The sequence below is a fragment of the Streptomyces sp. NBC_00316 genome (assembly GCF_036158715.1).
Lineage (GTDB): Bacteria > Actinomycetota > Actinomycetes > Streptomycetales > Streptomycetaceae > Streptomyces.
This window is the reverse complement of sequence record NZ_CP108023.1, coordinates 722,662-743,906: the sequence shown is the minus strand read 5'-3', so window position 1 is coordinate 743,906 and position 21,245 is coordinate 722,662. Positions and strand designations below refer to the sequence as shown.

Sequence of the window (21,245 nt, the reverse complement as noted above, 5' to 3'; positions counted from 1 at the left end):
CAGCCTGACGCAATCCGATTGAGTCGACCTTCGCCACCGTCCGCTTGCGGACCAAGGTCACCCGAGGCGCCGGCGGCGCGGCCGCCGCGCTGGTTATGGTCTTCAAGCTCGTCGAGTCTGCCCAGGCCCGCCGGCGGGCCGTGAACGGACCCCACCTCGTTGCCCTCGTCCGCGCCGGAGCCCGCTCCGAACGCGGCCAGCTCGTTGAGCGTGCCGAGGCCCTCGCCGCTTGACCTGCCTCAACTCATCCCGTACGGACGTTTCGAGGAGCGTGAACGACTTGGGCGTACAGCCCGGCCCGCTACTCCCTTACGGGCAAGACCATTTGGGCCGAGTGCTCGGGACTGTGAGCCGACGGGACGTCGGAGGCGCCGCGGCGAGTTCGTGGACCAGCGGACGCATGGACTCGACAACTACGGTCAGGCGGAGGGCGTTCGAGCAGAACAGGGCACGCGCTGCAGCATGGTGTGCGCGCGATCGGAGCGTTCGTCGACAGCGACTTCTTCCGCCTCCGAGACCCGAGGCCAGGAGGTGTCCCGTTGACGATCTGCGTCACGCTCAAGGAGTACGAGGGCCTGCGGCCCGGTCGGCTGTACGGAAGCCGCCCACTGCTGCCGCGGTGCCGTCATCGGCCGACGACGGGTTGGACCTGGCCGAGCAGATCGGAGAAGCCGGCAGTGTGCAGGGCCGCCCGTCGGACAGATCGATGCGGCTCCGAACCACCGAAGCGACCATGCCTGCTTGAAGGCTCCAGCCGGGATGAACAGGGTTCCCCACCGGCGTACTCGGTGCCGGGGGAGAGGCGCGGCCCCGCCCGAATCGGTTCCATGGGCGGGGCCGGTCGGCGCGTCGCCGGCGGTGAGTCCGTCGGGATTGGTGCTGCACAGAACAGACGCAGGGTCAGAAGAACGGTCCGCCGAAGGGTGTGCCGGCGCCGTAGTAATTGCCCAGCTGGTCGTGGTAGCCCGGGTCGCCGAGGTGCTTCTCCCGATCGAATTCCGGGGCGTCCTTGATCTGCTGCTTGGTGCGGTCGACGAAGATCTTGTGCTCGTCCAAGTCGATACTGACGACCGTGCTCGCCGGGAGCAGAACCTCCCGGCCGAAGATCCACACGCCGGTGTCCACCACCAGGTAGGCGTCATCGACCTCATCGGAATGCTTGTCGACCTTCCCGATGCTGCCGTCGGTGGCCTCGACCTTGTAGCCGGTGAGGTCCGGGCCCGTCGCACGGCCCGCAGTCGACTTGTAATTCCACACATTCTCAGTCACGCGAAAACAACTCCTCCGGTAAACGGAGGACAACAGGATTACCTGCCGTCCTCTTATTTCCGTACATCGGTCCTCCGCCTTCCCTTGATATCCGACTTCAATCCGCTATCGGAAAACAAGGGCGGCGCCTGATGTGACGGCGATGGCCCGCTGCCTCATTCGGAGCGCGGCGGGCCACCGCCATCGACTGCTCGGAATGCGCCGAAGCTGTCGGCTACCAGCGATACCAGCGGCCGGTGCGGCCCTTCGGGCGGGCGACGAAGCCGACCAGCCACAGGACCAGTACGACGATTGCGACCCACCACAGAATTTTCAGCGCGAAACCCGCGCCGAAGAGGATCAGGGCCAGCAGCAGAACGAGAAGCAGGGGAACCATGGATATCAACCTCCGTACCATCGTCTGCCCCGCCATTCTCCGATCATGCGCACGAATTGAAAAGCCAGCCGGTATCCGAACACGTGAAAGCGTCTCTGCCGAAGAAGCGGATCTCCCAGGAGGCGGTCGGGAGGATTCGGAAGGAGAAGAGACTCTGAAGAACAGGGAACGTGCCCAACAGCAGGTCATCCAGGCCGTGGAGCCGGGGCCTGGTGACGCGACCGCGCGCCGTGAGCACGAGTCGCTGCCGGTCCCTCACAGGATCCGGAACCACGGGAGCGTCGCCGCTCTGCGCGAGGGGCGCCAGTTCATTGGGATCGAACTCGCCAACCATTACGTCGACATCGCCGAGGAGCGCCTTCGCAGCGCGCTGAGCCAGGACGACTTCGACCTGGCCGGGCCTGAGGAGTGAGCGTGAGATGCCCCAGTGGAGCGGCCCCGGAACCGCCTTCACATCGGCTCTCCCAAACGCCCGCGCATTCTTGTCGGATGGTCCGGGACCGGAGCAGAAGGTTCCTCCGGCTTGATGGGTCGAATGGCACTCCAGTCCGGTTTTGCGATCTGACGTAGGCGTGGAGCCTCGGTTGTGCGTGTACATGTGAGATGCCGGCGCTGGGTGCTTCAGGCTGGCGGGAAGTCTGGTGCTGTACGGATATCCCGTTGCGGGGGCAGGAACACAGCCATAAGGTTCCCCCTTGTGTCCCTACGTGTTCGTATGCGTCAAGCCCTCCCGGAAGCGATGCGCGCCCGCGACAAGGTCGCGGTCGGCGTCCTGCGCACAACACTCGCCGCACTGGGCAACGCTGAGGCGGTGCCCGTGGGCGAGGCCGAGTTGCGCGGGTTGGCCCTCGAACAGTCACCGGTCGGTGCCGGTGCCACCGAAGCGGCGCGACGTGAGCTGAACGAGTGCGGCGTGGTGGACATCGTGCGAGCCGAGGCCACCGAACGACTCGAACTCGCAGCGCAGTTGACTGCGCCCGCTCACGCTGACCGAGTCACGCGGCTCCGCGCCGAGGCCGGGGTGCTGCTTCGCTTCCTCGACGACCACGGCACCCCGTAGGCCACGGCACCTCCGTCGTACCGTCCCCCAATCGACACGGAAGTACCAACCAGAGGCCCGGTTGCAGAACGGTACGGCCACTGCCTGATCACCGGGGGCTGTGTCGACTCCTGACGATCGTGCGGTGGTCGCGGGCCCGGTGCGGGCGGGTGGAGTCGCGGGCCGCAGCCCGCTCCTACCTACTGGGACTGCAGTCCGGCGTGGAACGGTGCCGCTGCTCGGCATTCCACTTGTGACCGCAGTCTGCTGACCATGGGCATCGTCGCCCTATCGCCCCCTACGCCGCCGGCAAGCTCGCCGACGCAGCCGGCCTCAGCCTCCCCTTCTACGTCGGGGCCGCCGCCTTTCTCCTCGCCATTCCCGTTCTGGCCACCGGCCACCGCATGCTGGGCCGGGCCGAGACCAGCCCCGCGGACACCGAGACCGTCGCCCCGACGCTCACCATGGTCCGCGCACTCGCCCAGACCGCCGCACCTCAGGTGATCGTCGCCGTCGGCGGCCATGACGAGGCCGACGCCATCGTCGACGCCGCGGCCCGCCTCGCCCGCGACACCGGGAGCCTGCTGCGCCTCGGACAGCCTCCACCGGACTCGGAGTCCGGACTCAGAGTCCGGTGACTTTGGCGCTCGCCGACAACTCGTAGGCCAGCGTGACCGTGCGGCGGCTGCCCGGTGGGAGGGCGACATCCCAGCGGACGATGCCCTCGGCGTCGACCACGTCGGGCGCCGGGGAGCAGGAATCCTTGTGCAGGCGTATCTCCACCGCCGAGACCTCGGAGACAGGGATCCGCTCCCGAAGCACGACCACCCGCTCGCCGCGCTCCCCGGGGGCGGAGAACCGGGACAGGTGCAGCCGTACCGTGCGGGTGATCACGGTCCGCTGGGTGATTCCGGCGAGGTCGCGGGATTCCTCGGTGCGCCGGACCACCCTGAAGTCGTCGCAGCTGCCGAAGGCCAGCTCAACGGGAGTGCTGGGGGCGGTGAAGTCCAGCGTGCCGCGGCCGCTGAATCCGCTGCCGCGGACCAGGTCCACGGGCCCGGCGAGCAGCGCGTGCCCGGACAAGTTGTCGAACCGCACCACCTGGGTGACCAGGGGGGACAACTCCGGTGAGCAGGCGTACTCACTGGCCGCGGCCGTGGTGAACGCGGAGAGCAGCACGCGGTGGGCGCGGCCGTCACCGGGCACCGAGACCGGTGCGGGGGATCTCAGCACCCGCGTCTCGCCGCCGTCGTCCACCCCCGGCAGCCCGAGCACCGGGCTCGGGCCGAGGGCCCCGATCTCCTCTTCGCGCAGCTCGACGTCGACCGTGCGGCGCTCCGCTGCGGAGCGGTCCTTGAGCGTCAGCCGGTCCTCGCCCAGCCGTGGCGGATCGGTGGCCAGCGCCGAGCGGGCCGTCGACAATGTCAGCCGCACGTCCGACCAGTCCTCACCGGTGCGCTGCCAGACCATCGCGTCGGTCTCCAGTGTCAGGGAGTCCCCGTCGAGCACGGCCCGGTAGGCAGGCCGCCACAGCGCACACGGGGTGAGGTGGGTCAGGCGCAGCCCGACCGGCCCGGCGACCGCGGCCTCCACGGTCAACTCGATATGGCCGACCAGCTCGGCGGGCTCCTCATCCGAGAGATGCATGGCCCGCTGGGCTTCCCCGAGTTCGACAGCGAGGGCGGCCAGCCGGGCCTCAACGGTGCGGAGTTGTTCGCCGTGCGCGTCGCGCTCGTCGTCCACCCGGTCCAGTTCGCGGGCCCAGCGGGGCCGTTCGGTCTCCCCGGAGCCGGCGCCTTCGCCGATTTCCCGCAGCAGATCGGCGGCGAGGCGGCCGAGCAGGTCGAGGCGGGCATGCAGCCGGTCGCGGCGCTGCCCCAGGGCCAGGCGCTCCTCTTCGAGGGTGTGAACGCGGTGGCGCAGGGCGGAGTCGACGTCGGGGGACGGCAGCGGCCCGCGCGGCGTCCAGCTGCGGACGATCCGCACGTCGAGCACGGCCGCGGGGTGATCGGCGGTCAGTTCGGCATGGAGGGTCCGGTCGACGGCCAGCGCACTGACCGGCCCGAGACGCAGCCGCTGGACCCCGGCCTCCAGGTCGAGCACGACGGCGCGCTCGATCTGGGCGCGATCCTCGAGGCATGTGACGGCAGTGACGGGGAGGGCGATCGGCTTCGGGGCCGTGGACATGGCGTGTGTCAGCTCCTGCGGTTGCCGCCGACCAGGGCCTTGCCGGTCGGGATGCGGATCTCGTAGCCGCCGTCGAAGGCGGCAGTGGCGCCTGCGGGCAGGTCCTGTCGCCAGACGCGGGTGCCCGGCGCAGGCCGATCGGGCCCCGTGCCTTCTTCGGGTACCGTCCAGTCGGCCCGTTCCTCGATCCGGACGTCCGGTTCGGAGGTGACCGGCACTCGCTCGCGCACTTCCACGGTGACGGGCCTCGCGAGCCCGTTGACCAGCTCCACGTGGACGCGGTGGTCGAGCACGGTGGTGTTGTTGCGCAGGCCCGAGGTCGACTCGTGCAGGTTCGTACTGCGGGTGACACGGATGCTCTCGGCCGGCCCGAGTCCCACACGGCGGACACCGCCGGGGGCAAGCGTGGGCAGCGCGGCGGTCAGTAGGTAGTCGTCGTCGACGGTGACCTCCACCGGGCCGGCCAGCAGCGCCTGGTCCGTGGCGTTGGAAAGCACCAACGTCGCATACACGGTCCGCTCCACGGACGGCACGCAGAGGTACTCGGTACGCAGGCCGACCGGGATCTCACCGACGGTGACGGTGTGCCAGGTGCTGTCCGACGGAATGTCGGCGCGGGCGGTGGCATCGAAGCGGTGGTCGAAGGAACCCGCCGACTCGCGGGGCCGTACGGCATGTCCGGGCAACGGCAGCGCGGCCACCGTTTCGGCGCGGCGGCGGTACTCGTCCGCTACCGGGTCGAATGGAGAGCGGGGGAAAAGCCGGCCTCTGTGACCGCCCTGCTCGTCGGGGCCGCACAGGACGAGGGCGGCGTAGTCGAGCTCGGCGCCGCTCGGCTGCGGAGGACCGGCTACAGGTGTCGGCCGGGGTGGCGGCGCAGCCCGGCCAGGAGCCGCGGGCGCCATGGCGGCGGGCGCACCCGCGAAGGACCTGCCGCCCGGCCGCGGCCCAGGTGATTGCCCGGGGGCGGGCATCCCGCCGCCGAAGACGTCCGTGGGAGCGCCGTCCGCGCCGCCGGGCATCGGGACTGCGGCCGGCGGACTGCCGTAACTCTGCGGTGCCGGCGGCGGGGGAGGCGTCGGTGGCGGAACGGGACCGGACGCGGAGCCGCCCCCGACGGCCGAACGTGTGGCCGTCGGGGCCGGGCCGGGGCCTGCCGCGTCGTACCCGGAAAACAGATCGACGAGCCCGGCCGGGGGCTCGCGCCAGCCAGAGGGCGCTGGGGCGGGCTGACTGCGTCCGATCCGGATCGAGCGGAGCCTCGGCAGGTCGGTGCGGCGCCGAAGATCGGCGGTGGCCAGCGCGATGCGCACGCCGGTCCAGTCCTCGCCGGTCCGCTGGGCGACCGAAGCGCGCAGCACCAGACGGCCGCTGCCGTCGCCCTGACGGTGAGTGAGACGGTAGGCCGGCACCCAGACGGCGCCCGGCACCCCGTATTCCAGCTCCAGCTCCACCTCCGCATCCCCGGTGCCGTCGAGGATCAGGACCGCGCAGACCGTGGTCTCGACGTGCGCTGACGGCGCGTCGGTGGAGGCGCGGGCAAGCCTGTCTGCGGCGACGGCGAGCTCGTGCTCGACGTTGCGCAGTGCCTCCTCCAGCTCGACGAGGCGGTTGTGCAGTCCCGCCAGCCGCTCGTCCACGAAGTCGGCGAGCTCCAGCCATGCGTCGACCGGGGTGCGGCGGTGCGGGTCCTCGCGCGTGTCGGCAGGTGGGACCGGGTGGAGAGCCGTGACCTCCTCGATCAGGCCCAACTGTCGTTCCCGGCGTCCCTGCGCCACCGCGTACGCGTCGCTCAGCCGCTGGACCTCGCGCCGCAACTCGGCGGACGTGCCCGTGCCGAGCAGTTCGGCCTCGACTTCCACCCGGGCCTCGGTGACGCGCACCCCGGGTACACCGAGGGCATGGACCCGCAGCGAGCCCGGGTCCAGTGAGCGGGGCAGTCCCGTCACCCGCACCCGGCCGTCGGGCGGCACACTGCCCCGGGCCAGGCGTCGGCAGACCGCGCCCTGCGCGTACACCACGACCGAATCGAGGGTCGACCCCCACCTCTGTGTCGGCTCAGCCGTCATCTGCTCCGCCCCCCGCCGCGTCCATGCTGAGCGAAGCCTACGCCCGGGCGGTCCGCGCGTCCGCGTCGAATGAGGAGGATGGCGTCCAGGGCCGCACGCCCTGTCGGCCGAGCAGCCGACTCACGGCCCCCTACAGGGGGATGCACTGCAGTGCTGCGGACGACTTCGGTTGCCCACACGCAAGCGGGCGGCCCGCTGCGCATGCCCAACGCTCGTTCCGGGGCAGGCCATTTTCTTCGGTCGGCCGGACTGTGCCTCGGGACTCGCCCGGACGGATGAGCCATGGTGCCTCGTCGGCGACGGCGCCCTCGGCTTCTGGAACGCGCTGGGCGAGGTCTTCCCCGAGACCCGCCACCAAAGGTGCTGGGTTCACAAAACGGCCAACTGCCTCGACAGCCTGCCGAAGTCAGCCCAGCCCGCGGCGAAGAAGGCCATCCAGGGCATCTACAACGCCGAGGACCGTGAGCATGCGGCCGCCGCGGTCAAGGGGTTCGCCAAGCGGTACGGGGCGAAGTTCCCCAAGGCCGACAAGAAGATCGTCGATGACGAGGACGAGCTATTGGCGTTCTACGACTTCCCCGCCGAACACTGGATCCACTTGCGCACCACGAACCCGATCGAGTCGACCTTCGCGACCGTCCGGCTTCGGACCAAGGTCACCAAGGGCGCCGGCTCCCGCGCGGCCGCCCTGGCCATGGTGTTCAAGCTCGTCGAGTCCGCCCAGCACCGGTGGCGAGCGGTGAACGCACCCCACCTCGTCGCGCTCGTCCGCGCTGGAGCCCGCTTCGAACGAGGCGACCTCGTCGAACGCGAGCGGGCGACCGCAGTCTGACGTGCGGTGCTGGACACAGACACCGTGAGAGAGGCAGCAATGGACCAAGGAACCCGCGGCGAGCTCATCAGTCGGCTGGCCGAGGCGATCAGCTCCGTCACAACCGCGCACCCGCTGCGGGTCGCCATCGACGGGCCGCCCGCCTCCGGCAAGACCACGCTGGCCGACGAGCTCGCCGTCGTCCTGCGCGCGCAGGACCACGACATCATCCGCGCGACCATCGACGACTTCCTCGTCCCCCGTGCACAGCGCTACCGACGCGGCCAGTACTCGGCCGAAGGCTGTTACTTCGACGCCCACGACCACGCCGCGCTGTGCCGGGTCCTGCTCGATCCGCTAGGCCCGGGCGGACACCGAAGGTTCCAACACGCGGTCTACGACGCAGACACCGACACCCCATCGTCCCCGCCGGCCACGACCGCCCCCGCAGACGCCGTACTGCTCTTCGACGGCGTCTTCCTCCTGCGCCCAGAACTCATCCACCGGTGGGACCTGCGCATCTTCGTGTCCGTCCCATTCGAGCAGACGGTAGAGCGCGCCCGTGACCGAGGCGCAGCGCTGGCCGGATCCACCGCCGACACCGCCGAAATCGAACGGTCCTGGCGCAACCGCTATATCCCCTCCCAACAGCTCTACTTCGCCACAGCCCGCCCAACCGACCACGCCGACATCATCGTCTACAACGATCAGCTCCAACGGCCGGCCTGGGAAGTCCGACCACACTCATCGATCCACAGGATTTGACAATTACTCCTCGATTACCGACGCCTGGGTTGTCATCCTGTCGGAGGAGCTCATGCGGAGGCCGGTTCACAGGTACTGTGCCCGCTTGATCGGCTGGCCGCCGTAGCGCCGCCGCGCAGCCCGCTCGTCGTCGTACAGCGCCACCCGCCCGCTGAACCGGGCGGCCCAGTCTCTTCCCGCACGTCTCCACAGTGCGGTCAAACCAGCGAAAGGACTCGATGAGGGTGTCGAGCGTGCCCAGGACAGGCAACACCGTACGCAACCCTGTCATCCCCGGCTTTCATCCGGATCCGTCGATCTGCCGGGCGGGCGCGGACTACTACGTCGCGTGCTCCAGCTTCGAATACTTCCCCGGAGTACCCATCTTCCACAGCCGTGACCTGGTGCACTGGACCCAGGTCGGCAATGCACTTGACCGCCCGAGCCAACTGCGCCTGCCACCTGACTCGCCTTCCTCGGGTGGTATCTACGCGCCCACACTCCGACACCACGACGGCCGGTTCTGGTTGATCGTCACGAACGTGAGCGGCGACGGCAATCTGCTGTTCACTGCCACCGACCCGGCCGGTCCCTGGTCGGATCCGATTCGCCTGCCCGGGGTGCACGGTATCGACCCGGATCTCGCCTGGGACGACGACGGCAACTGCTGGTGCACCTATGCCGGAGTCGGACAGGTCCGCATCGATCCCCACACAGGGGAGACGTTCGGTCCGCCACGCCGGCTCTGGTCCGGCGCCCCCGGCGCCAAGGCCCCGGAAGCGCCGCACCTGTACCGGATCGGCGACTTCTGGTACCTGCTCATCGCGGAGGGTGGCACCGAGAGGTGCCACGGAGTCTCGATCGCCCGTAGCCGCACGCCCACGGGCCCGTTCGAGCCGTGCCCGGACAACCCGATCCTGACCCACCGCGGCACCGATCACCCCATCCAGAACACGGGCCATGCGGACCTGGTCCAGGCACCTGACGGTACGTGGTGGATGGTGCTGCTCGGCGTGCGGCCGGGCGGTGGAACGCCCGGCTGGCACGTACTGGGCCGGGAAACATTTCTGGTACCGGTCGAGTGGGCCGACGGCTGGCCGGTCGTCGGTGAACTGTCGTCCGTCGTGCCCGCGCCCCCATGGCCACTACAGCCCCATGGCGTCGTGCCGGGCCTCGACGACTTCGACATCAGCGAGTTGGCCCCGTGCTGGATCTCGCTGCGTCACCGCTCCACGGAGGACTGCACGACAAAGGAACGGCCCGGCTGGCTGACCCTGCACGCTCGCGGTGGATCACTCGACGACGCCGACGTGACGTTCGTCGGCCGACGGCAGCAGCATCTGTCCTGCCGGGTACGTGCCTTGGCCGACGTGGAGGAAGGACGCGGTGGCCTGACCGTACGCCTTGACGAGCGGCACCACTACGACATCGAGGCCTCGTCCGGCGAGGTGCAAGTGCGCGCCCGTATCGGTCCGTTGAGCACAGTCGTGGCGTCCCGGCCGATACCCCCCGGACCTGTGGTTCTCCGCATCGAGGTGGCCGCCGTAGAGGCGGTGAACGATGCACGAACCGGACCCGACACCGTCACGATCGGCATCGAGGAACCGGACGGCACATACGCCGGACTCACCTCGCTGGACGGTCGATACCTGTCCACGGAGGTCGCCGGCGGTTTCACCGGGCGGGTCATCGGAATGTTCGCGTCGTCAGGGTCCGTTCACTTCGACTGGTGTGACTACGAGTCGCTCGATCGTTGAGGCATGCCGCAACGCAGCCGACCATGAACCGCTCCTGTTCTGGCGCAGCTCTCGGAACGGGAGCGGTTCATCTCGACTCAGCGGAAGAAGACGCTGTCACGTCGTCAGGGAGAAGCACTCCCTGCGCAGGAAGAGGGGGAGCATGTCACCGGAGCGGCAGCCCATGGACCTTGAGGCTTATGAGGCCAGAGTGCGCAGCGGCCCGTGCTTCGTGTGCGCTTTCGTGGCGGGTGCTACGGGTTCTCAGCATGTCACGGTGTATGAGGACGAATGGCACGTTGCCTTCCTCGATCGGTATCCGACGGTGCCCGGGAAGGTGCTCGTGGCTCCGAAGGCGCACATCGAGCATGCTGTCCGTGACCTGGACGAGGCTGAATACCTACGACTGATGGCGGTCGTCCGGAAGGTGGCACTGGCCGTGGAGACGGTGGTGAAGCCTGAGCGTACCTACCTGCTGTCCTTGGGCAGTCAGCAGGGAAACGCGCATCTTCACTGGCATATTGCCGGTTTGCCCGCGGGTACGCCGTACAGGCAGCAGCAGTTCCACGCTTTGATGACCGAGAACGGAATGCTGAATCTCACGGATGAGGAGACTGCCGCTATGGGGGAATGCCTGCGCGCAGCGCTGACCGAGGGGTGACAACACCGGCGCTACGAGCGTGAAGTCGAGCACTCCGCGCCTTCACCAGCATCGCCTGCGCCCTGATCTGCTACCGCGGACTCACCAGACGAAATGACGTCTTAGGACACCGTCTTACTACTGCCCCGTGTTGTGCGATGCGCTGTGCTGAAGCGGCGCTGATAAGCGGCGGGGCTGATCGACATTTTCCTCACGAAAACTCTCCGCATACTCTCGTAACTCGGGAATCCGGCAAGGGATGCCACCTGCGTTGCGGTGTGCCCTTGGTCGAGCAGAGTTTTTGCCATGTCGAACCGGATCATCTCCACGTACCGGGCCGGGGTGGTGGACAGTTCGTCGTGAAAGAGCCGTGCGAGATGCCGAGAGCTCACATTCAGGTGCTTGGCGAGCTCGCCGACTGAGTGATTTCCTGCCGGATCAGCAGCCACCAGGTCGGTGATCCTGCGGATGGCCGGGGATCGGGGTGGCGGTCCCTGCAAGGGGGCGGAGAACTGTGACTGGCCGCCTGAACGCTGCAAATAGACCACCAGGGCGCGGGCGACATCGCGGGTCAGATCAGGGCCGTGATCCTCCTCGACGAGTGCCAGTGCCAGGTCGATGCCGGCTGTCACGCCCGCCGAGGTGTACGTGGTGCCGTCACGAACGAATATCGCATCGGGTTCGACGCGGCTGGTCCGGCACCGGGCGGCGAGTTCTTGCGCGACCTTCCAGTGCGTGGTCGCACGTTTGCCGTCCAGGAGACCAGCGGCGCCGAGGACGAATGCTCCGGTGCAGATGGACGCAACCCGGTCGGCCCGGAGCGCCAGCGTCCGGGTGGCCTCGACCAGATCACGGGCGACGGGGCTGCGCGGGTAGAGGTCTGCGCCGGCCACCAGGAATGTGTCAGGAGCAGACTGCGAGGCGGCGGCGTCGACCGCGATCCGGATCCCGATGGACGAGGTGATGTCGGCGCCGGTCGGTGACGCCAGCACGATCTGGTAGTTGGCACCCGACCGGTTCGCTTCCGCGAACACCTCCGCGGGGCCGGCGACGTCCAGCAGCGTGACCCCGTCGTAGACAAGGATCACGACCCGGTGCGTGGCGGAGCTCACACGCCCGTTTCCCGCCTGTCCTGATTCGGGTGACTCATGGCGGGTCCGAGGTGGCGTCGAGGGCCCGCTGGTCGGCAGTGTGGAAGACGGACGCACCGTTCATTCTTAGCACACCGATACCAGAGAGCGGAGAGGTCATGACCGAGATCATTGCAGGGGTGGACATTCCTGAAACAGCGGCGGTCGCCGAAGCCACCAGCCTCATTCAGAAGATGACCAGCCCCCTCATCTACCATCACTCCCGGCGCGTTTTCGTATTCGGCACCATTCATGCTCGCAGGCTCGGCCTGGAGCCCGATCCGGAGCTGCTCTACCTGTCCGCCATGTTCCACGACACTGGCCTGTTGACGCCCTTTTCCGATGCAGAGCAGCGCTTCGAGGTCGACGGAGCCGACCATGCGCGCAAGTTCATGCTCGACCACGGTTTCCCGGCCACCGCCGCCGACGTGGTCTGGACGGCTATCGCGCTGCACACGACGCCGGGAATTCCCGGCCGGATGGGCCCGGAGATCGCCATCACGAATTTCGGCGTTCTGACCGACGTGCTCGGCCTGGGTCTGGACGAACTGGATCAAGCCCAGGTGGAAGAGATCACGGCCATCCATCCGCGGGGCGACTTCAAGAACGAGTTCCTGCAGGCCTTCGTCGACGGACTCAAGAGCCGCCCGGAGACCACGAACGGAACCGTGAATGCGGACGTGCTGGAGCACTTTGTTCCCGGCTTCCATCGCACAACCACGGTCGAACGCATCATCGGTGCGCCATGGCCGAGCTGAGCCGAGAGCCGCCAGAGGCAACGTGACTGGATGCTCCTGACCGGATTCGAAGTAGTGAGCGTTTTCCAACCTGCCGGGCGGGCTGGGCGGTTGGGCTGACAGACGCGCGAAGCCACTGGTAGACGGGTTTTCGACCAAGAAATCCGTCTCCACCAGAGGCTTCGTGTGCTTGTCCACCCGTCTGGGCTGGACCTGTCCAGCTCTGCCCCTGTGCTTCCTCGCCGCTCGGCTGCGCCAGCACCGCCGGGACCTCGGCACCCGAGGGCGGCGCCTCAGCGTCCGCGGACAGGCCCTGCTCGACTTGGCCCATCTGCGCAGCGGCCACGCACCGGGGCGCGTTCCGACCCTCAGCCTGCGGCGCGGGCGTGCGTGTCGCGCTGTGACATGGCCAGGTAGCCGACGCATCCGACGATCGCGGCCGTCCACGCGAGGGTGACCGGCGCCAGCCCGAAGCCGAGGCCGCCGCGGGCATGCCCGAGTGCCATCCAGTCGGCGAGAGAGGCGCCGAGGGGGCGGGTGATGACGTACGCGGTCCAGAAGGCGGTCACTGCGTTCAGGGTGCCGAAGCGGTGGGTCAGGGTGGGCATGCAGATGGCGGCGGCGAAAAGGGCGACCGAGCCCAGGTAGCCGAAGCCGACGGTGGCGGTGAAGTCGCCTGCGGCTGTGCCCAGGGCGAAGGTGGCGAGGACGGCCGCCCAGTAGAACGTCTCGCGACGGCGGGTGCGGATGCTGTGGATGGAGAGGGTCCGCTCGCTCGCGTACCAGAGGACGAAGACCGCGGCCAGTACGACGAGGAAGGCCGGCGTCGACACGGCGTACGGTACGCCGAGGCCGACGTGCAGGACGTCGGCTGCCATGGTGCCGAACACGCTGACCATGACGACGGCGGTCCAGTAGGCCCAGGCGACGTACCGGCGGAGAGCGAACTGCACGGCGAGGGCGACCGTCAGGGCGAGGCCGCCGAGCGCGACCGCCGGCATCGGGCCGAGCAGCCGGGCCAGGAGGTCCGACGCCGTCTCGCCCATACCGGTGGTCAGCACCTTGATGATCCAGAAGTAGACGGTCACCTCCGGCACCTTGTTCGCCGTCCGGCGTACGGGGACGAGGGGCCGGCCGTCGAGGACGCGCTCTGTGCTCATGATCCGCACGATGGCACGCCGTGCCTGAACACGACCTGAACAGCATGCGCGCCGCAGCGGCACCACGTAGTACCGGGGTACCACCCGATGGGCGCGGATCAGTCCCCGGTACCACCGGATCGGGGCGTTTTGGTCCCTAGCGTTGCCGGTGAGGCGTCAGGGGCGACGGACGGGCGCCGGTCTCCGACAGGAAGAGGCGCGCATGATCGACGCACAGCAGCTGACCAAGAGGTACGGGGAGAAGACTGCCGTCGACGGGCTGGACTTCGCCGTCAGGCCGGGGATGGTGACCGGTTTCCTGGGGCCCAACGGCGCCGGGAAGTCGACGACCATGCGGATGATCGTCGGGCTCGATGCCCCGTCGAGCGGCTCCGTCAAGGTCAACGGCCGCCACTACGCCCGGCACGAGGCGCCGCTTCAGGAGGTCGGGGCCCTCCTGGAGGCGAAATCGATTCACCCGGGCCGCTCGGCCCACAACCACTTGAAGGCGCTCGCGCTGACGCATGGGATTCCCCGTCGCCGGGTCGACGAGGTCATCGACCTCGCGGGACTGGGGAGTGTGGCGAAGAATCGGGCGGGCGCCTTCTCCCTCGGGATGGGCCAGCGGCTCGGCATCGCGGCGGCACTTCTGGGCGATCCGCAGACGGTGATGCTGGACGAGCCGGTCAACGGGCTCGACCCGGAAGGCGTGCTCTGGATCCGGAACCTGCTCAAGGCGCTCGCTGAGGAGGGCCGGACCGTGTTCGTTTCGTCCCATCTGATGAGCGAGATGGCGCTGGTGGCGGACCATCTCATCGTTGTGGGCCGTGGCCGGCTGCTGGCCGACACGACCGTGCGGGACCTCGTCCGCGAGGCGGGCGGCGACATGGTGAAGGTGGCCACGCAGGAGCCGGCGAGGCTGCGGGACGTACTGGCCGGTCCCGGTGTCGACGCCACGGGCCGCGCCGGCTCCGAGGAACTTCAGGTGACCGGGCTGACCGCCCGCGAGATCGGTTTGAAGGCGGCCGAGCACGGGATCGCGCTCTTCGAACTGAGTGCGCGGACGGTGTCGTTGGAGGAGGCGTTCATGAACCTGACCAGGGATGCCGTGGAGTACCACGGCTCCACGACCGGCATCGACTTCCGTGCGGCCGACGGGAGGGCGGCATGAGTACCCTCACCGCGCCCGTCGAGGCGCCCTCGCCCGGCCCCGCCCGCCCCGCCTATCGGGTGACCGGACGGCGTGTGCTGTCCTCGGAGTGGGCCAAGCTGTGGTCGCTGCGCTCGACGTGGATCACCCTGAGCCTCGGCCTGCTCTTCCTCGTCGCCTTCGGGCTGATCGCCGCGAGCCGCTACAAGTCCGGCATCGGCTCCGGTCACCTGGACCGGGACTTCGCCGACTCCACGGCCGTGAGCCTGTCCCTCTTCGGCACCAACTTCGCCCAGCTCGCCCTCGGCGTGCTCGGCGTGCTGGTCACGGCGGGGGAGTACTCCACCGGCATGATCCGCTCGACGCTGGCGGCAGTACCGCGCCGACTGCCGGTCCTGTGGTCCAAAGCGGCCGTGTTCGGACTGGTCGCGCTGGTGGTCGGCACCCTCGGCGCGTTCGTCGCCTTCCTGTTCGGCAGCGGCATCGTCTCCGGCACCCCCGCCGCGATGGCCCTGACGGACTCGGGAGTCGTACGAAGCCTGCTGGGCGCCGGGCTCTACCTCGGCCTGGTCGGCGTGATCGGCACCGCCCTGGGCGCGCTGCTGCGGTCGGTGGCCGGCGGCATCTCGGTGCTGGTCGCCGCCCTCATGCTGATCCCGGGGCTCGTCTCGCTGCTCCCCAGCTCCTGGCAGGACGACATCAGTCCCTACCTGCCGAGCAATGCGGGCGCGTCGATGTTCGCCCTGACCCACGACAGCACGGCCCTGTCGCCCACGGCCGGGCTGCTGGTCTTCCTCGGCTGGACGGCACTCGCCCTGGTGGGGGCGGCGTACCGGCTTGTGCGCAGCGACGTGTGATCGCATGCACCATGGGCAGGTGACCTCCTTGACGACGACCACGTCCGCGGACGAAGCCGGCGGGATGGGGCCGCTGGTCGCCCGGCTTTCCCGGGGCGGCCAGCGGCTGCGGAAGGCGGACCGGGCACATCCGTGGGTGCTGGACACCGCGGTGGTGGTGCTGGTCCTCCTCATGTTCTGCCTGCCGGACCTGTTGCACGGTGGCGCCGGGTACGGCGACGGTCCACGCCGGTTCCGACTTGCCTTCACCCGGCTGCCCCCGGCGGGCATGCTGCTCCTGCAGGCCGGTCTGGTGCTGCCGCTGCTATGGCGTCGGCGCAGGCCCATGGCGGCCTTCGGCACCATCGCGGCCGTGTTCGTTCTTCAGTGGTCGCTGGGAGCCGCGCTGCGCGCGGACGTCGCCCTGTTCATCGCCCTGTACAGCCTCGCCCTGCACGGGCGGCTGCGGCAGTTGCCGTGGGCCTGCGGGATCATGGCGGCGGGGATGGTGCTGGTCGCGGTCCGCGCGTCGGCGGCGGTGTCCGTGTGGGACGCGCTGTTTTTCCTGCTGAGCACCGCGACCGCGGCCCTGGCGCTCGGCCTGATGGTACGGACCCGCCGGGCCCAGCTCGAGGGGCTGCGGGAGCGGGCGGCCCGCCTGGAGATCGAACGTGACCAGCGCAGCAGGCTCGCGGTCGCCACCGAGCGGACACGGGTGGCCCGCGAGATGCACGACATCGTCGGCCACAACCTGGCCGTCATGATCACCCTCGCCGACGCCGGCGTGTATGCCACGGATGCGACTCCCGAGCGCGGCAAAGAGGCCCTGCAGCTCATCGGCGACACAGGCCGGACTGCCCTCGGTGAACTGCGACGCGTGCTCGGCGTGCTGCGGGAGGCGTCGGACGGCCCTCCCGTCACGCCTGAACTGAGTCCGCAGCCCGTCCTCATGGACATCGAGGCGCTGTGTGCCGGTGTGCGCACCGCCGGCCTGGACATCGTCTACCGGACCGCCGGCGACCTGGGTGCCCTGGACGGCGGGATGCAGTTGACGGTCTACCGCATCGTTCAGGAAGCCCTCACGAACAGCCTGAAGCACGCCGGGGCCGGCACGCAGGTGAAACTGTCGGTGGCCGTCGAGGACGTCCGGCTGGTCATCCGGGTCCGGGACGACGGCCCGGTGGAGTGCCCCGGAGCACCGAACGAGGAAGGACACGGACTGGTGGGCATGCGAGAACGAGCGGCGCTCTACGGAGGGAACGTCAGCGCCGGACCGGCGGCCGGCGGGGGATGGGCCGTGGAGGCCACCCTCGACATGACACCCCGGGCCGGTGCCACGTGACCACGGTGCTCATCGTGGACGACCAGCCGCTCCAGCGCTACGGCTTTCGGGTGCTGCTCGACTCCATCCCCGAGACGGAGGTGGTCGGTGAGGCCACGCACGGAGCCGAGGCCGTCCGCATGGCCGCCGAGCTGCGTCCCGACGTCGTCCTGATGGACGTACGCATGCCCGGTATGGACGGCATCGAGGCCACCCGCCGGATCACCGCCGCCGGCGGCCGCTCCAGCGTTCTCGTGCTGACCACTTTCGACCTCGACGAATATGTCCACGCCGCGCTACGGGCCGGAGCCAGCGGCTTCCTCCTCAAGGACGCGCGCCCCGAGGAACTCCTCGCCGGCATCCGCGCCGTCGCCGCCGGCGACGCCGTCATCGCACCGGCTCTCACCCGCCGTCTCCTGGACGAGTACGCCCAGCACGTGCCTGCTCGCCGGAGCGATTCCGAGGAGGACCCGAGACTGGATGCCCTCACCGAACGCGAACGCGAGATCCTCGTCGCCATCGGCAAAGGCTGGACCAACGGTGAGATCGCCACCCGCTTCGTCGTGTCCGAGTCCACCGTCAAGACACACGTGGGCCGTGTCCTGGCCAAGATCGGCGCCCGCGACCGCATCCAGGCCGTGATCCTCGCTTATGACCTCGGGCTCGCCGGCCCCGGTGCCGGGTGAGTGTGCAGTCGAGAACCCCGGGGCGACATCGGCGGGGTTCTGGAATCTCGCTGTCTCGGACACCCCACGGGCCATAGAGGCCTGACCGTGCGACCGGGCACCCGAACGCATCCTGACTGTCGCGTGGCATCACCTGCCCCGCCGGCCCCACAGGAGGAGCATGCTGCCACGCACACCGAGCGCGCGGCGGACTGGCTGCGGCGACGGCTCGGTAGGGCTGTCGTGGTCCCGTACCTCGCCGCCCTGCTGCTGCCCGGCACGGGCCTGTGGTCACGGCATCCGCCCACGCTGCCCCGCATCGGCCTGACCCTGCACGCGGCCTCGCTGCTGCTCTCGCTGTCACGCCACCGCGACAGGCAAGGACGGGTTGCACGCATACGCTGTTTCGCTCCTCGGCACCCTTCAATGATCGCTACCGCCGCCTGAACACAACCTGAGCACCGCCGTCCGCCTCGTCGCACACACCGGGGCGGGCCCGCGAACCGGTTCATACTGGGCCGATGAACGCTGCCCGCATTCTCGTCGTCGAGGACGACCCCGGCCTGCGCGATGTCCTGGCCCGGGGCTTGCGCGACGAGGACTTCGATGTCGTGACCGCCGCTGACGGCGCCGCCGCCCTCAAGGCCGCCGACGGGACTGTCCACGCGGTCGTCCTCGACATCGGGCTGCCGGACTCGGACGGGCGCGACGTGTGCCAGGCAATGCGCGGAGCGGGCATCGCCGTACCGGTGATCTTCCTGACCGCACACGGCAACCTCACCGACCGGCTCTCGGGCTTCGCGTCCGGCGGCGACGACTATCTCGTCAAGCCCTTCCACCTGAGCGAGCTTGCCGCCCGTGTACGCGCGGTGCTGCACCGCACCGGCCACACCAACGCCCTCGCCGACAGCGCCGACACGGTGCGGCTGGACCCTGTGCGCCACGAATTGACCGTGCAGGGACGGCCCATCGCGCTCACGCCCACCGAGTTCCGGCTGCTGGCCCGCCTGATGTCCGCCCCCGGAGAGTGGTGCGGCGCCGCGCGCTGCTGCGGGCTGCCTGGCCGGAGGGGGCCCAGGTCAGCGACAACACCCTGGATCAGTACCTGACCCGGCTGCGGCGCAAGCTGCGCGAGGCGGACGGCCCGCAAACCATCAGCACGGTTCGCGGCGTCGGTTACCGCTTCGGATGATGGCCGACCGTACTCCCTTGGCTCTCCGTACACCCCGTACCCTGCGCGGACGCCTCGCCCTGATGGCCCTCGCCACCAGCGCGCTGTGGATCGCAGTCCTGACCACCGTGTTCAACCTGGCCCTGGACCAGCGGCTGCACGAACAAGCCGCCGACGTCTTGCGCACCCGGACCGAGGCCGTAGCGGCGACGGTGGACGTGCGCCCCGATGGCCGGCTCGTTGTCCGTGAGCCCACCGAGGACGGCGCCCTCGACGCCGGAGTGTGGATCTTCCAGGGTGCTCGGATGGTCGAGAAGCCCCCGGGTGCACCGGCCGCTCTCGATGGGCAGGCGCAACAACTGGCGGGCAGCCGTGAGGCGTTCGCCGACGCCCAGGGACCCGATCCCTGGCGGCTGTACTCCTTCCCCCTCGACGCCCCGGCCGTCCGTGGCCACGCACCCACGCAGGCCGGCACCGTGGTGAGCGCCGTGAGCCTCGATCCGTACCGCAACACCGCTGAGACCGCGCTGGTCGGCTCCATTGCCCTGGCTGTGCTGCTGCTGGCGACGTTCTACTTGCTGACCCGTCTCGCGGTCCGACGGGCGCTGCGCCCCGTAGCCGCGATGAGCGAACAGGCCACGCGGTGGAGCGCGGCGGGCGCACCCGAACGCTTCGGCTCCGAGGGCAGGCCCACTGAACTCGCCGCGTTCGCCACCAGCCTCGACGCCCTCCTCGACCGACTGGCCGCGGTGCTGCGCCACGAACAGCAGCAGGCCGCCGAGCTCTCCCACGAGCTGCGCACCCCACTGTCCAGGATCACCGCCGAGACGGACTGGCTCATCGCCCGGCCGCGCAGCGAGCAGCAAACGGCTGATTCACTGGAGACCATCGCGGGCGCCGCTGCCGGGATGCAGCAGATATGCGAATCGCTGCTCTCCGAGGTCAGGACCCGCAACACGCAGACGCCCGGTCGCTGCCGCTTTCCGGAACTCGGATACCACCTCGCTCGGCTCAGTGCCGCGCAGGACGCCGGCCGGGCCCCGGCGGTGACAGTTGTGACGGATGGAACTCTTGCCGGCGGTACGAGCCCTGGCGTCGACATCGGCGTCTCGCAGGAGGTCGCCGAACGCATCCTGATACCGCTGCTGGACAACGCCCGCCGCTACGCCGCCCGGTCGATCACCATCGGGTGCGTCCCGCGCGACAGCGGGGTCACGGTGTACGTCGCCGATGACGGACCCGGCGTACCCGAGGCGTTCGCCGCCTCGCTCTTCGAACCGGGCCGCCGCGCCCACCCCCGGGACGGGCACGACGGCGCGGGCCTGGGCTTGGCCCTGGCCCGCCGCCTGGCCCGCGCCGCGGGCGGCGACATTGAGCTGGACACCGCAGCGCCCGGCGCCCGCTTCGAGGTCACCCTTCCTGCGGGCTGACGGCAGCCTCCTCCGTCACATCGCGCCGGGTTCGAGTGAGGAAGACGACGAGCCCGAGGATGACCACCAGGAACAGCGCACTGGTCCCCACCGTGCCCAGCCCCAGTCCGCCGTCCGCCACCGGCTGCGACAGGTAGTCGCCCAGCGAGGCGCCGAGCGGCCGGGTCAGGATGTATGCGATCCAGAAGGACCACACAGCGTTGAGGTCCAGCGTGCGGTGCGCGACAGCGACGGCGGCGATCAACGTCGCGAATACCATCGCCGAGGGCCAGTAGCCCAGGTCCAGCTTCTCAGCGGTGAGGTCCCCTGCCGCCGTGCCCAGCGCGAACGTGAACAGGATTGCCAGCCAGTAGAACCCCTCCCGGCGCGTGCTCCGGATGGAGTGGATCGACAGGGTCCGCTCACTCGCGTACCACGCGATGAACGTGACGGCGAGGGCCACGCCGAAGACCGCCGTCGTGGTCTCCAGCGGAACTCCGAGGTTGTCGGTCAGATTGTCACTGATCAGCGTGCCGACCACGCTGATCAGGACGACGGACAGCCAGTACAGGCTCGGCACGTAGACACGTGCCCTGAACTGGAAGACCAGCGTCACCACCAGCAGCGTGCTCATCAGGTACGAGGTGTTGGTCAGCCCCAATCCCAGGTTGTCATTGAGCAGATCTGCCGCGGTCTCCCCGACGGTGGTGCACAACACCTTGATCACCCAGAAGTAAAGCGTCACTTCCGGGACCTTGTTCAGCATCTGCCGCTGCCCGGAGTGCCGACCGGACGCATACGTGTCGGTTGTCATGG

19 protein-coding genes and 5 pseudogenes are annotated in these 21,245 nt (G+C 69.3%); 16 read left to right on the top strand and 8 right to left on the bottom strand.

The window, feature by feature from the left end; genetic code table 11:
- Positions 1-11: 11 nt before the first annotated feature.
- Positions 12-233 (top strand): annotated as a pseudogene (locus OG878_RS03405) (IS256 family transposase); the annotation flags it as partial.
- 667 nt (positions 234-900) lie between these two features.
- Here the strand turns inward: OG878_RS03405 and OG878_RS03400 are convergent.
- Together OG878_RS03400 and OG878_RS03395 are read right to left on the bottom strand one after the other, a co-directional pair.
- Complete coding sequence (locus OG878_RS03400; RefSeq protein WP_328885342.1) at positions 901-1,269, bottom strand: PRC-barrel domain-containing protein; 369 nt, start codon at positions 1,267-1,269, stop codon at positions 901-903.
- A gap of 214 nt (positions 1,270-1,483) precedes the next feature.
- A complete protein-coding gene (locus OG878_RS03395; protein WP_328885341.1) occupies positions 1,484-1,645 on the bottom strand; it encodes a hydrophobic protein in 162 nt (53 codons plus the stop codon).
- 257 nt (positions 1,646-1,902) lie between these two features.
- Between OG878_RS03395 and OG878_RS03390 the strand changes: the two are divergent.
- From OG878_RS03390 to OG878_RS03380, 3 genes and pseudogenes are all read left to right on the top strand, one after another.
- A pseudogene (locus tag OG878_RS03390) lies at positions 1,903-2,057 on the top strand (DNA methyltransferase); the annotation flags it as partial.
- A 327-nt stretch (positions 2,058-2,384) separates the two neighbouring features.
- Positions 2,385-2,705 (top strand): hypothetical protein, encoded by a 321-nt coding sequence (locus tag OG878_RS03385; protein WP_328891118.1) that lies wholly within the window; start codon positions 2,385-2,387, stop codon positions 2,703-2,705.
- 383 nt (positions 2,706-3,088) lie between these two features.
- On the top strand, positions 3,089-3,322 hold the full coding sequence (locus tag OG878_RS03380) for a hypothetical protein (protein WP_328885340.1): 234 nt from the start codon (positions 3,089-3,091) through the stop codon (positions 3,320-3,322).
- On the opposite strand, the gene OG878_RS03375 is transcribed toward OG878_RS03380, so the two are convergent.
- Positions 3,309-4,871 carry a mucoidy inhibitor MuiA family protein gene (locus OG878_RS03375; RefSeq protein ID WP_328885339.1) on the bottom strand — a complete coding sequence of 521 codons (1,563 nt, stop codon included), beginning with the start codon at positions 4,869-4,871 and terminating at the stop codon, positions 3,309-3,311. The genes OG878_RS03380 and OG878_RS03375 overlap by 14 nt on opposite strands.
- 8 nt (positions 4,872-4,879) lie before the next feature.
- Complete coding sequence (locus OG878_RS03370; protein WP_328885338.1) at positions 4,880-6,940, bottom strand: DUF4139 domain-containing protein; 2,061 nt, start codon at positions 6,938-6,940, stop codon at positions 4,880-4,882.
- 280 nt (positions 6,941-7,220) lie between these two features.
- Between OG878_RS03370 and OG878_RS03365 the strand changes: the two are divergent.
- A pseudogene (locus OG878_RS03365) lies at positions 7,221-7,772 on the top strand (transposase); the annotation flags it as partial.
- A gap of 39 nt (positions 7,773-7,811) precedes the next feature.
- Entirely contained in the window at positions 7,812-8,516 is a 705-nt protein-coding gene (locus tag OG878_RS03360; protein WP_328885337.1) for a cytidylate kinase family protein, read from the top strand.
- A 66-nt stretch (positions 8,517-8,582) separates the two neighbouring features.
- Here the strand turns inward: OG878_RS03360 and OG878_RS03355 are convergent, their stop codons facing one another.
- Positions 8,583-8,717, bottom strand: coding sequence for a hypothetical protein (locus OG878_RS03355; RefSeq protein WP_328885336.1), 135 nt, complete (start codon positions 8,715-8,717; stop codon positions 8,583-8,585).
- Between the two features lie 17 nt (positions 8,718-8,734).
- Between OG878_RS03355 and OG878_RS03350 the strand changes: the two genes are divergently transcribed.
- Both OG878_RS03350 and OG878_RS03345 read left to right on the top strand, forming a co-directional pair.
- Entirely contained in the window at positions 8,735-10,252 is a 1,518-nt protein-coding gene (locus OG878_RS03350) for a glycoside hydrolase family 43 protein (protein ID WP_328885335.1), read from the top strand.
- A 142-nt stretch (positions 10,253-10,394) separates the two neighbouring features.
- Complete coding sequence (locus OG878_RS03345) at positions 10,395-10,892, top strand: HIT family protein (protein ID WP_328885334.1); 498 nt, start codon at positions 10,395-10,397, stop codon at positions 10,890-10,892.
- A gap of 101 nt (positions 10,893-10,993) precedes the next feature.
- Here the strand turns inward: OG878_RS03345 and OG878_RS03340 are convergent, their stop codons facing one another.
- Positions 10,994-11,983, bottom strand: a complete 990-nt coding sequence (locus OG878_RS03340; protein WP_328885333.1) for a GlxA family transcriptional regulator — start codon at positions 11,981-11,983, stop codon at positions 10,994-10,996.
- Between the two features lie 137 nt (positions 11,984-12,120).
- Here OG878_RS03340 and OG878_RS03335 point away from each other — a divergent pair, with 137 nt between their 5' ends.
- Both OG878_RS03335 and OG878_RS03330 read left to right on the top strand, forming a co-directional pair.
- Complete coding sequence (locus tag OG878_RS03335) at positions 12,121-12,759, top strand: HD domain-containing protein (protein WP_328885332.1); 639 nt, start codon at positions 12,121-12,123, stop codon at positions 12,757-12,759.
- Between the two features lie 165 nt (positions 12,760-12,924).
- Positions 12,925-13,084, top strand: a pseudogene (locus tag OG878_RS03330) (IS5/IS1182 family transposase); the annotation flags it as partial.
- A 22-nt stretch (positions 13,085-13,106) separates the two neighbouring features.
- Here the strand turns inward: OG878_RS03330 and OG878_RS03325 are convergent.
- Positions 13,107-13,898, bottom strand: a complete 792-nt coding sequence (locus OG878_RS03325) for a COG4705 family protein (RefSeq protein WP_328885331.1) — start codon at positions 13,896-13,898, stop codon at positions 13,107-13,109.
- A gap of 202 nt (positions 13,899-14,100) precedes the next feature.
- On the opposite strand from OG878_RS03325, the gene OG878_RS03320 reads away from it, so the two are divergent.
- From OG878_RS03320 to OG878_RS03295, 6 genes and pseudogenes are all read left to right on the top strand, one after another.
- Positions 14,101-15,048 (top strand): ATP-binding cassette domain-containing protein, encoded by a 948-nt coding sequence (locus tag OG878_RS03320; RefSeq protein ID WP_328885330.1) that lies wholly within the window; start codon positions 14,101-14,103, stop codon positions 15,046-15,048.
- Positions 15,045-15,884 carry an ABC transporter permease gene (locus OG878_RS03315; RefSeq protein WP_328885329.1) on the top strand — a complete coding sequence of 280 codons (840 nt, stop codon included), beginning with the start codon at positions 15,045-15,047 and terminating at the stop codon, positions 15,882-15,884. The genes OG878_RS03320 and OG878_RS03315 overlap by 4 nt, the downstream gene beginning before the upstream one ends.
- A 64-nt stretch (positions 15,885-15,948) precedes the next feature.
- Entirely contained in the window at positions 15,949-17,205 is a 1,257-nt protein-coding gene (locus OG878_RS03310) for a sensor histidine kinase (protein ID WP_443049230.1), read from the top strand.
- The gene (locus OG878_RS03305; RefSeq protein ID WP_328885327.1) at positions 17,202-17,870 is read left to right on the top strand and encodes a response regulator transcription factor; all 669 of its coding nucleotides are present in this window, start codon (positions 17,202-17,204) and stop codon (positions 17,868-17,870) included. The genes OG878_RS03310 and OG878_RS03305 overlap by 4 nt, the downstream gene beginning before the upstream one ends.
- A gap of 500 nt (positions 17,871-18,370) precedes the next feature.
- Positions 18,371-19,041: pseudogene (locus OG878_RS03300) on the top strand (response regulator transcription factor).
- 17 nt (positions 19,042-19,058) lie between these two features.
- Entirely contained in the window at positions 19,059-20,450 is a 1,392-nt protein-coding gene (locus OG878_RS03295) for an ATP-binding protein (RefSeq protein WP_328885326.1), read from the top strand.
- Here the strand turns inward: OG878_RS03295 and OG878_RS03290 are convergent.
- Entirely contained in the window at positions 20,431-21,243 is an 813-nt protein-coding gene (locus OG878_RS03290; protein ID WP_328885325.1) for a COG4705 family protein, read from the bottom strand. The two genes, OG878_RS03295 and OG878_RS03290, sit on opposite strands and share 20 nt — an antisense overlap.
- Between the last annotated feature and the right edge of the window lie 2 nt (positions 21,244-21,245).

What these genes read in the sequence shown, in the direction of transcription:
- OG878_RS03290 (WP_328885325.1), bottom strand. Translation starts at nt 21,243, where the DNA reads ATGACAACCGACACGTATGCGTCCGGTCGGCACTCCGGGCAGCGGCAG.
- OG878_RS03350 (WP_328885335.1), top strand. Translation starts at nt 8,735, where the DNA reads ATGAGGGTGTCGAGCGTGCCCAGGACAGGCAACACCGTACGCAACCCT.
- OG878_RS03385 (WP_328891118.1), top strand. Translation starts at nt 2,385, where the DNA reads ATGCGCGCCCGCGACAAGGTCGCGGTCGGCGTCCTGCGCACAACACTC.
- OG878_RS03320 (WP_328885330.1), top strand. Translation starts at nt 14,101, where the DNA reads ATGATCGACGCACAGCAGCTGACCAAGAGGTACGGGGAGAAGACTGCC.
- OG878_RS03380 (WP_328885340.1), top strand. Translation starts at nt 3,089, where the DNA reads ATGCTGGGCCGGGCCGAGACCAGCCCCGCGGACACCGAGACCGTCGCC.
- OG878_RS03335 (WP_328885332.1), top strand. Translation starts at nt 12,121, where the DNA reads ATGACCGAGATCATTGCAGGGGTGGACATTCCTGAAACAGCGGCGGTC.
- OG878_RS03360 (WP_328885337.1), top strand. Translation starts at nt 7,812, where the DNA reads ATGGACCAAGGAACCCGCGGCGAGCTCATCAGTCGGCTGGCCGAGGCG.
- OG878_RS03315 (WP_328885329.1), top strand. Translation starts at nt 15,045, where the DNA reads ATGAGTACCCTCACCGCGCCCGTCGAGGCGCCCTCGCCCGGCCCCGCC.
- OG878_RS03345 (WP_328885334.1), top strand. Translation starts at nt 10,395, where the DNA reads ATGTCACCGGAGCGGCAGCCCATGGACCTTGAGGCTTATGAGGCCAGA.
- OG878_RS03310 (WP_443049230.1), top strand. Translation starts at nt 15,949, where the DNA reads ATGGGGCCGCTGGTCGCCCGGCTTTCCCGGGGCGGCCAGCGGCTGCGG.
- OG878_RS03375 (WP_328885339.1), bottom strand. Translation starts at nt 4,871, where the DNA reads ATGTCCACGGCCCCGAAGCCGATCGCCCTCCCCGTCACTGCCGTCACA.
- OG878_RS03325 (WP_328885331.1), bottom strand. Translation starts at nt 13,898, where the DNA reads ATGAGCACAGAGCGCGTCCTCGACGGCCGGCCCCTCGTCCCCGTACGC.
- OG878_RS03395 (WP_328885341.1), bottom strand. Translation starts at nt 1,645, where the DNA reads ATGGTTCCCCTGCTTCTCGTTCTGCTGCTGGCCCTGATCCTCTTCGGC.
- OG878_RS03370 (WP_328885338.1), bottom strand. Translation starts at nt 6,940, where the DNA reads ATGACGGCTGAGCCGACACAGAGGTGGGGGTCGACCCTCGATTCGGTC.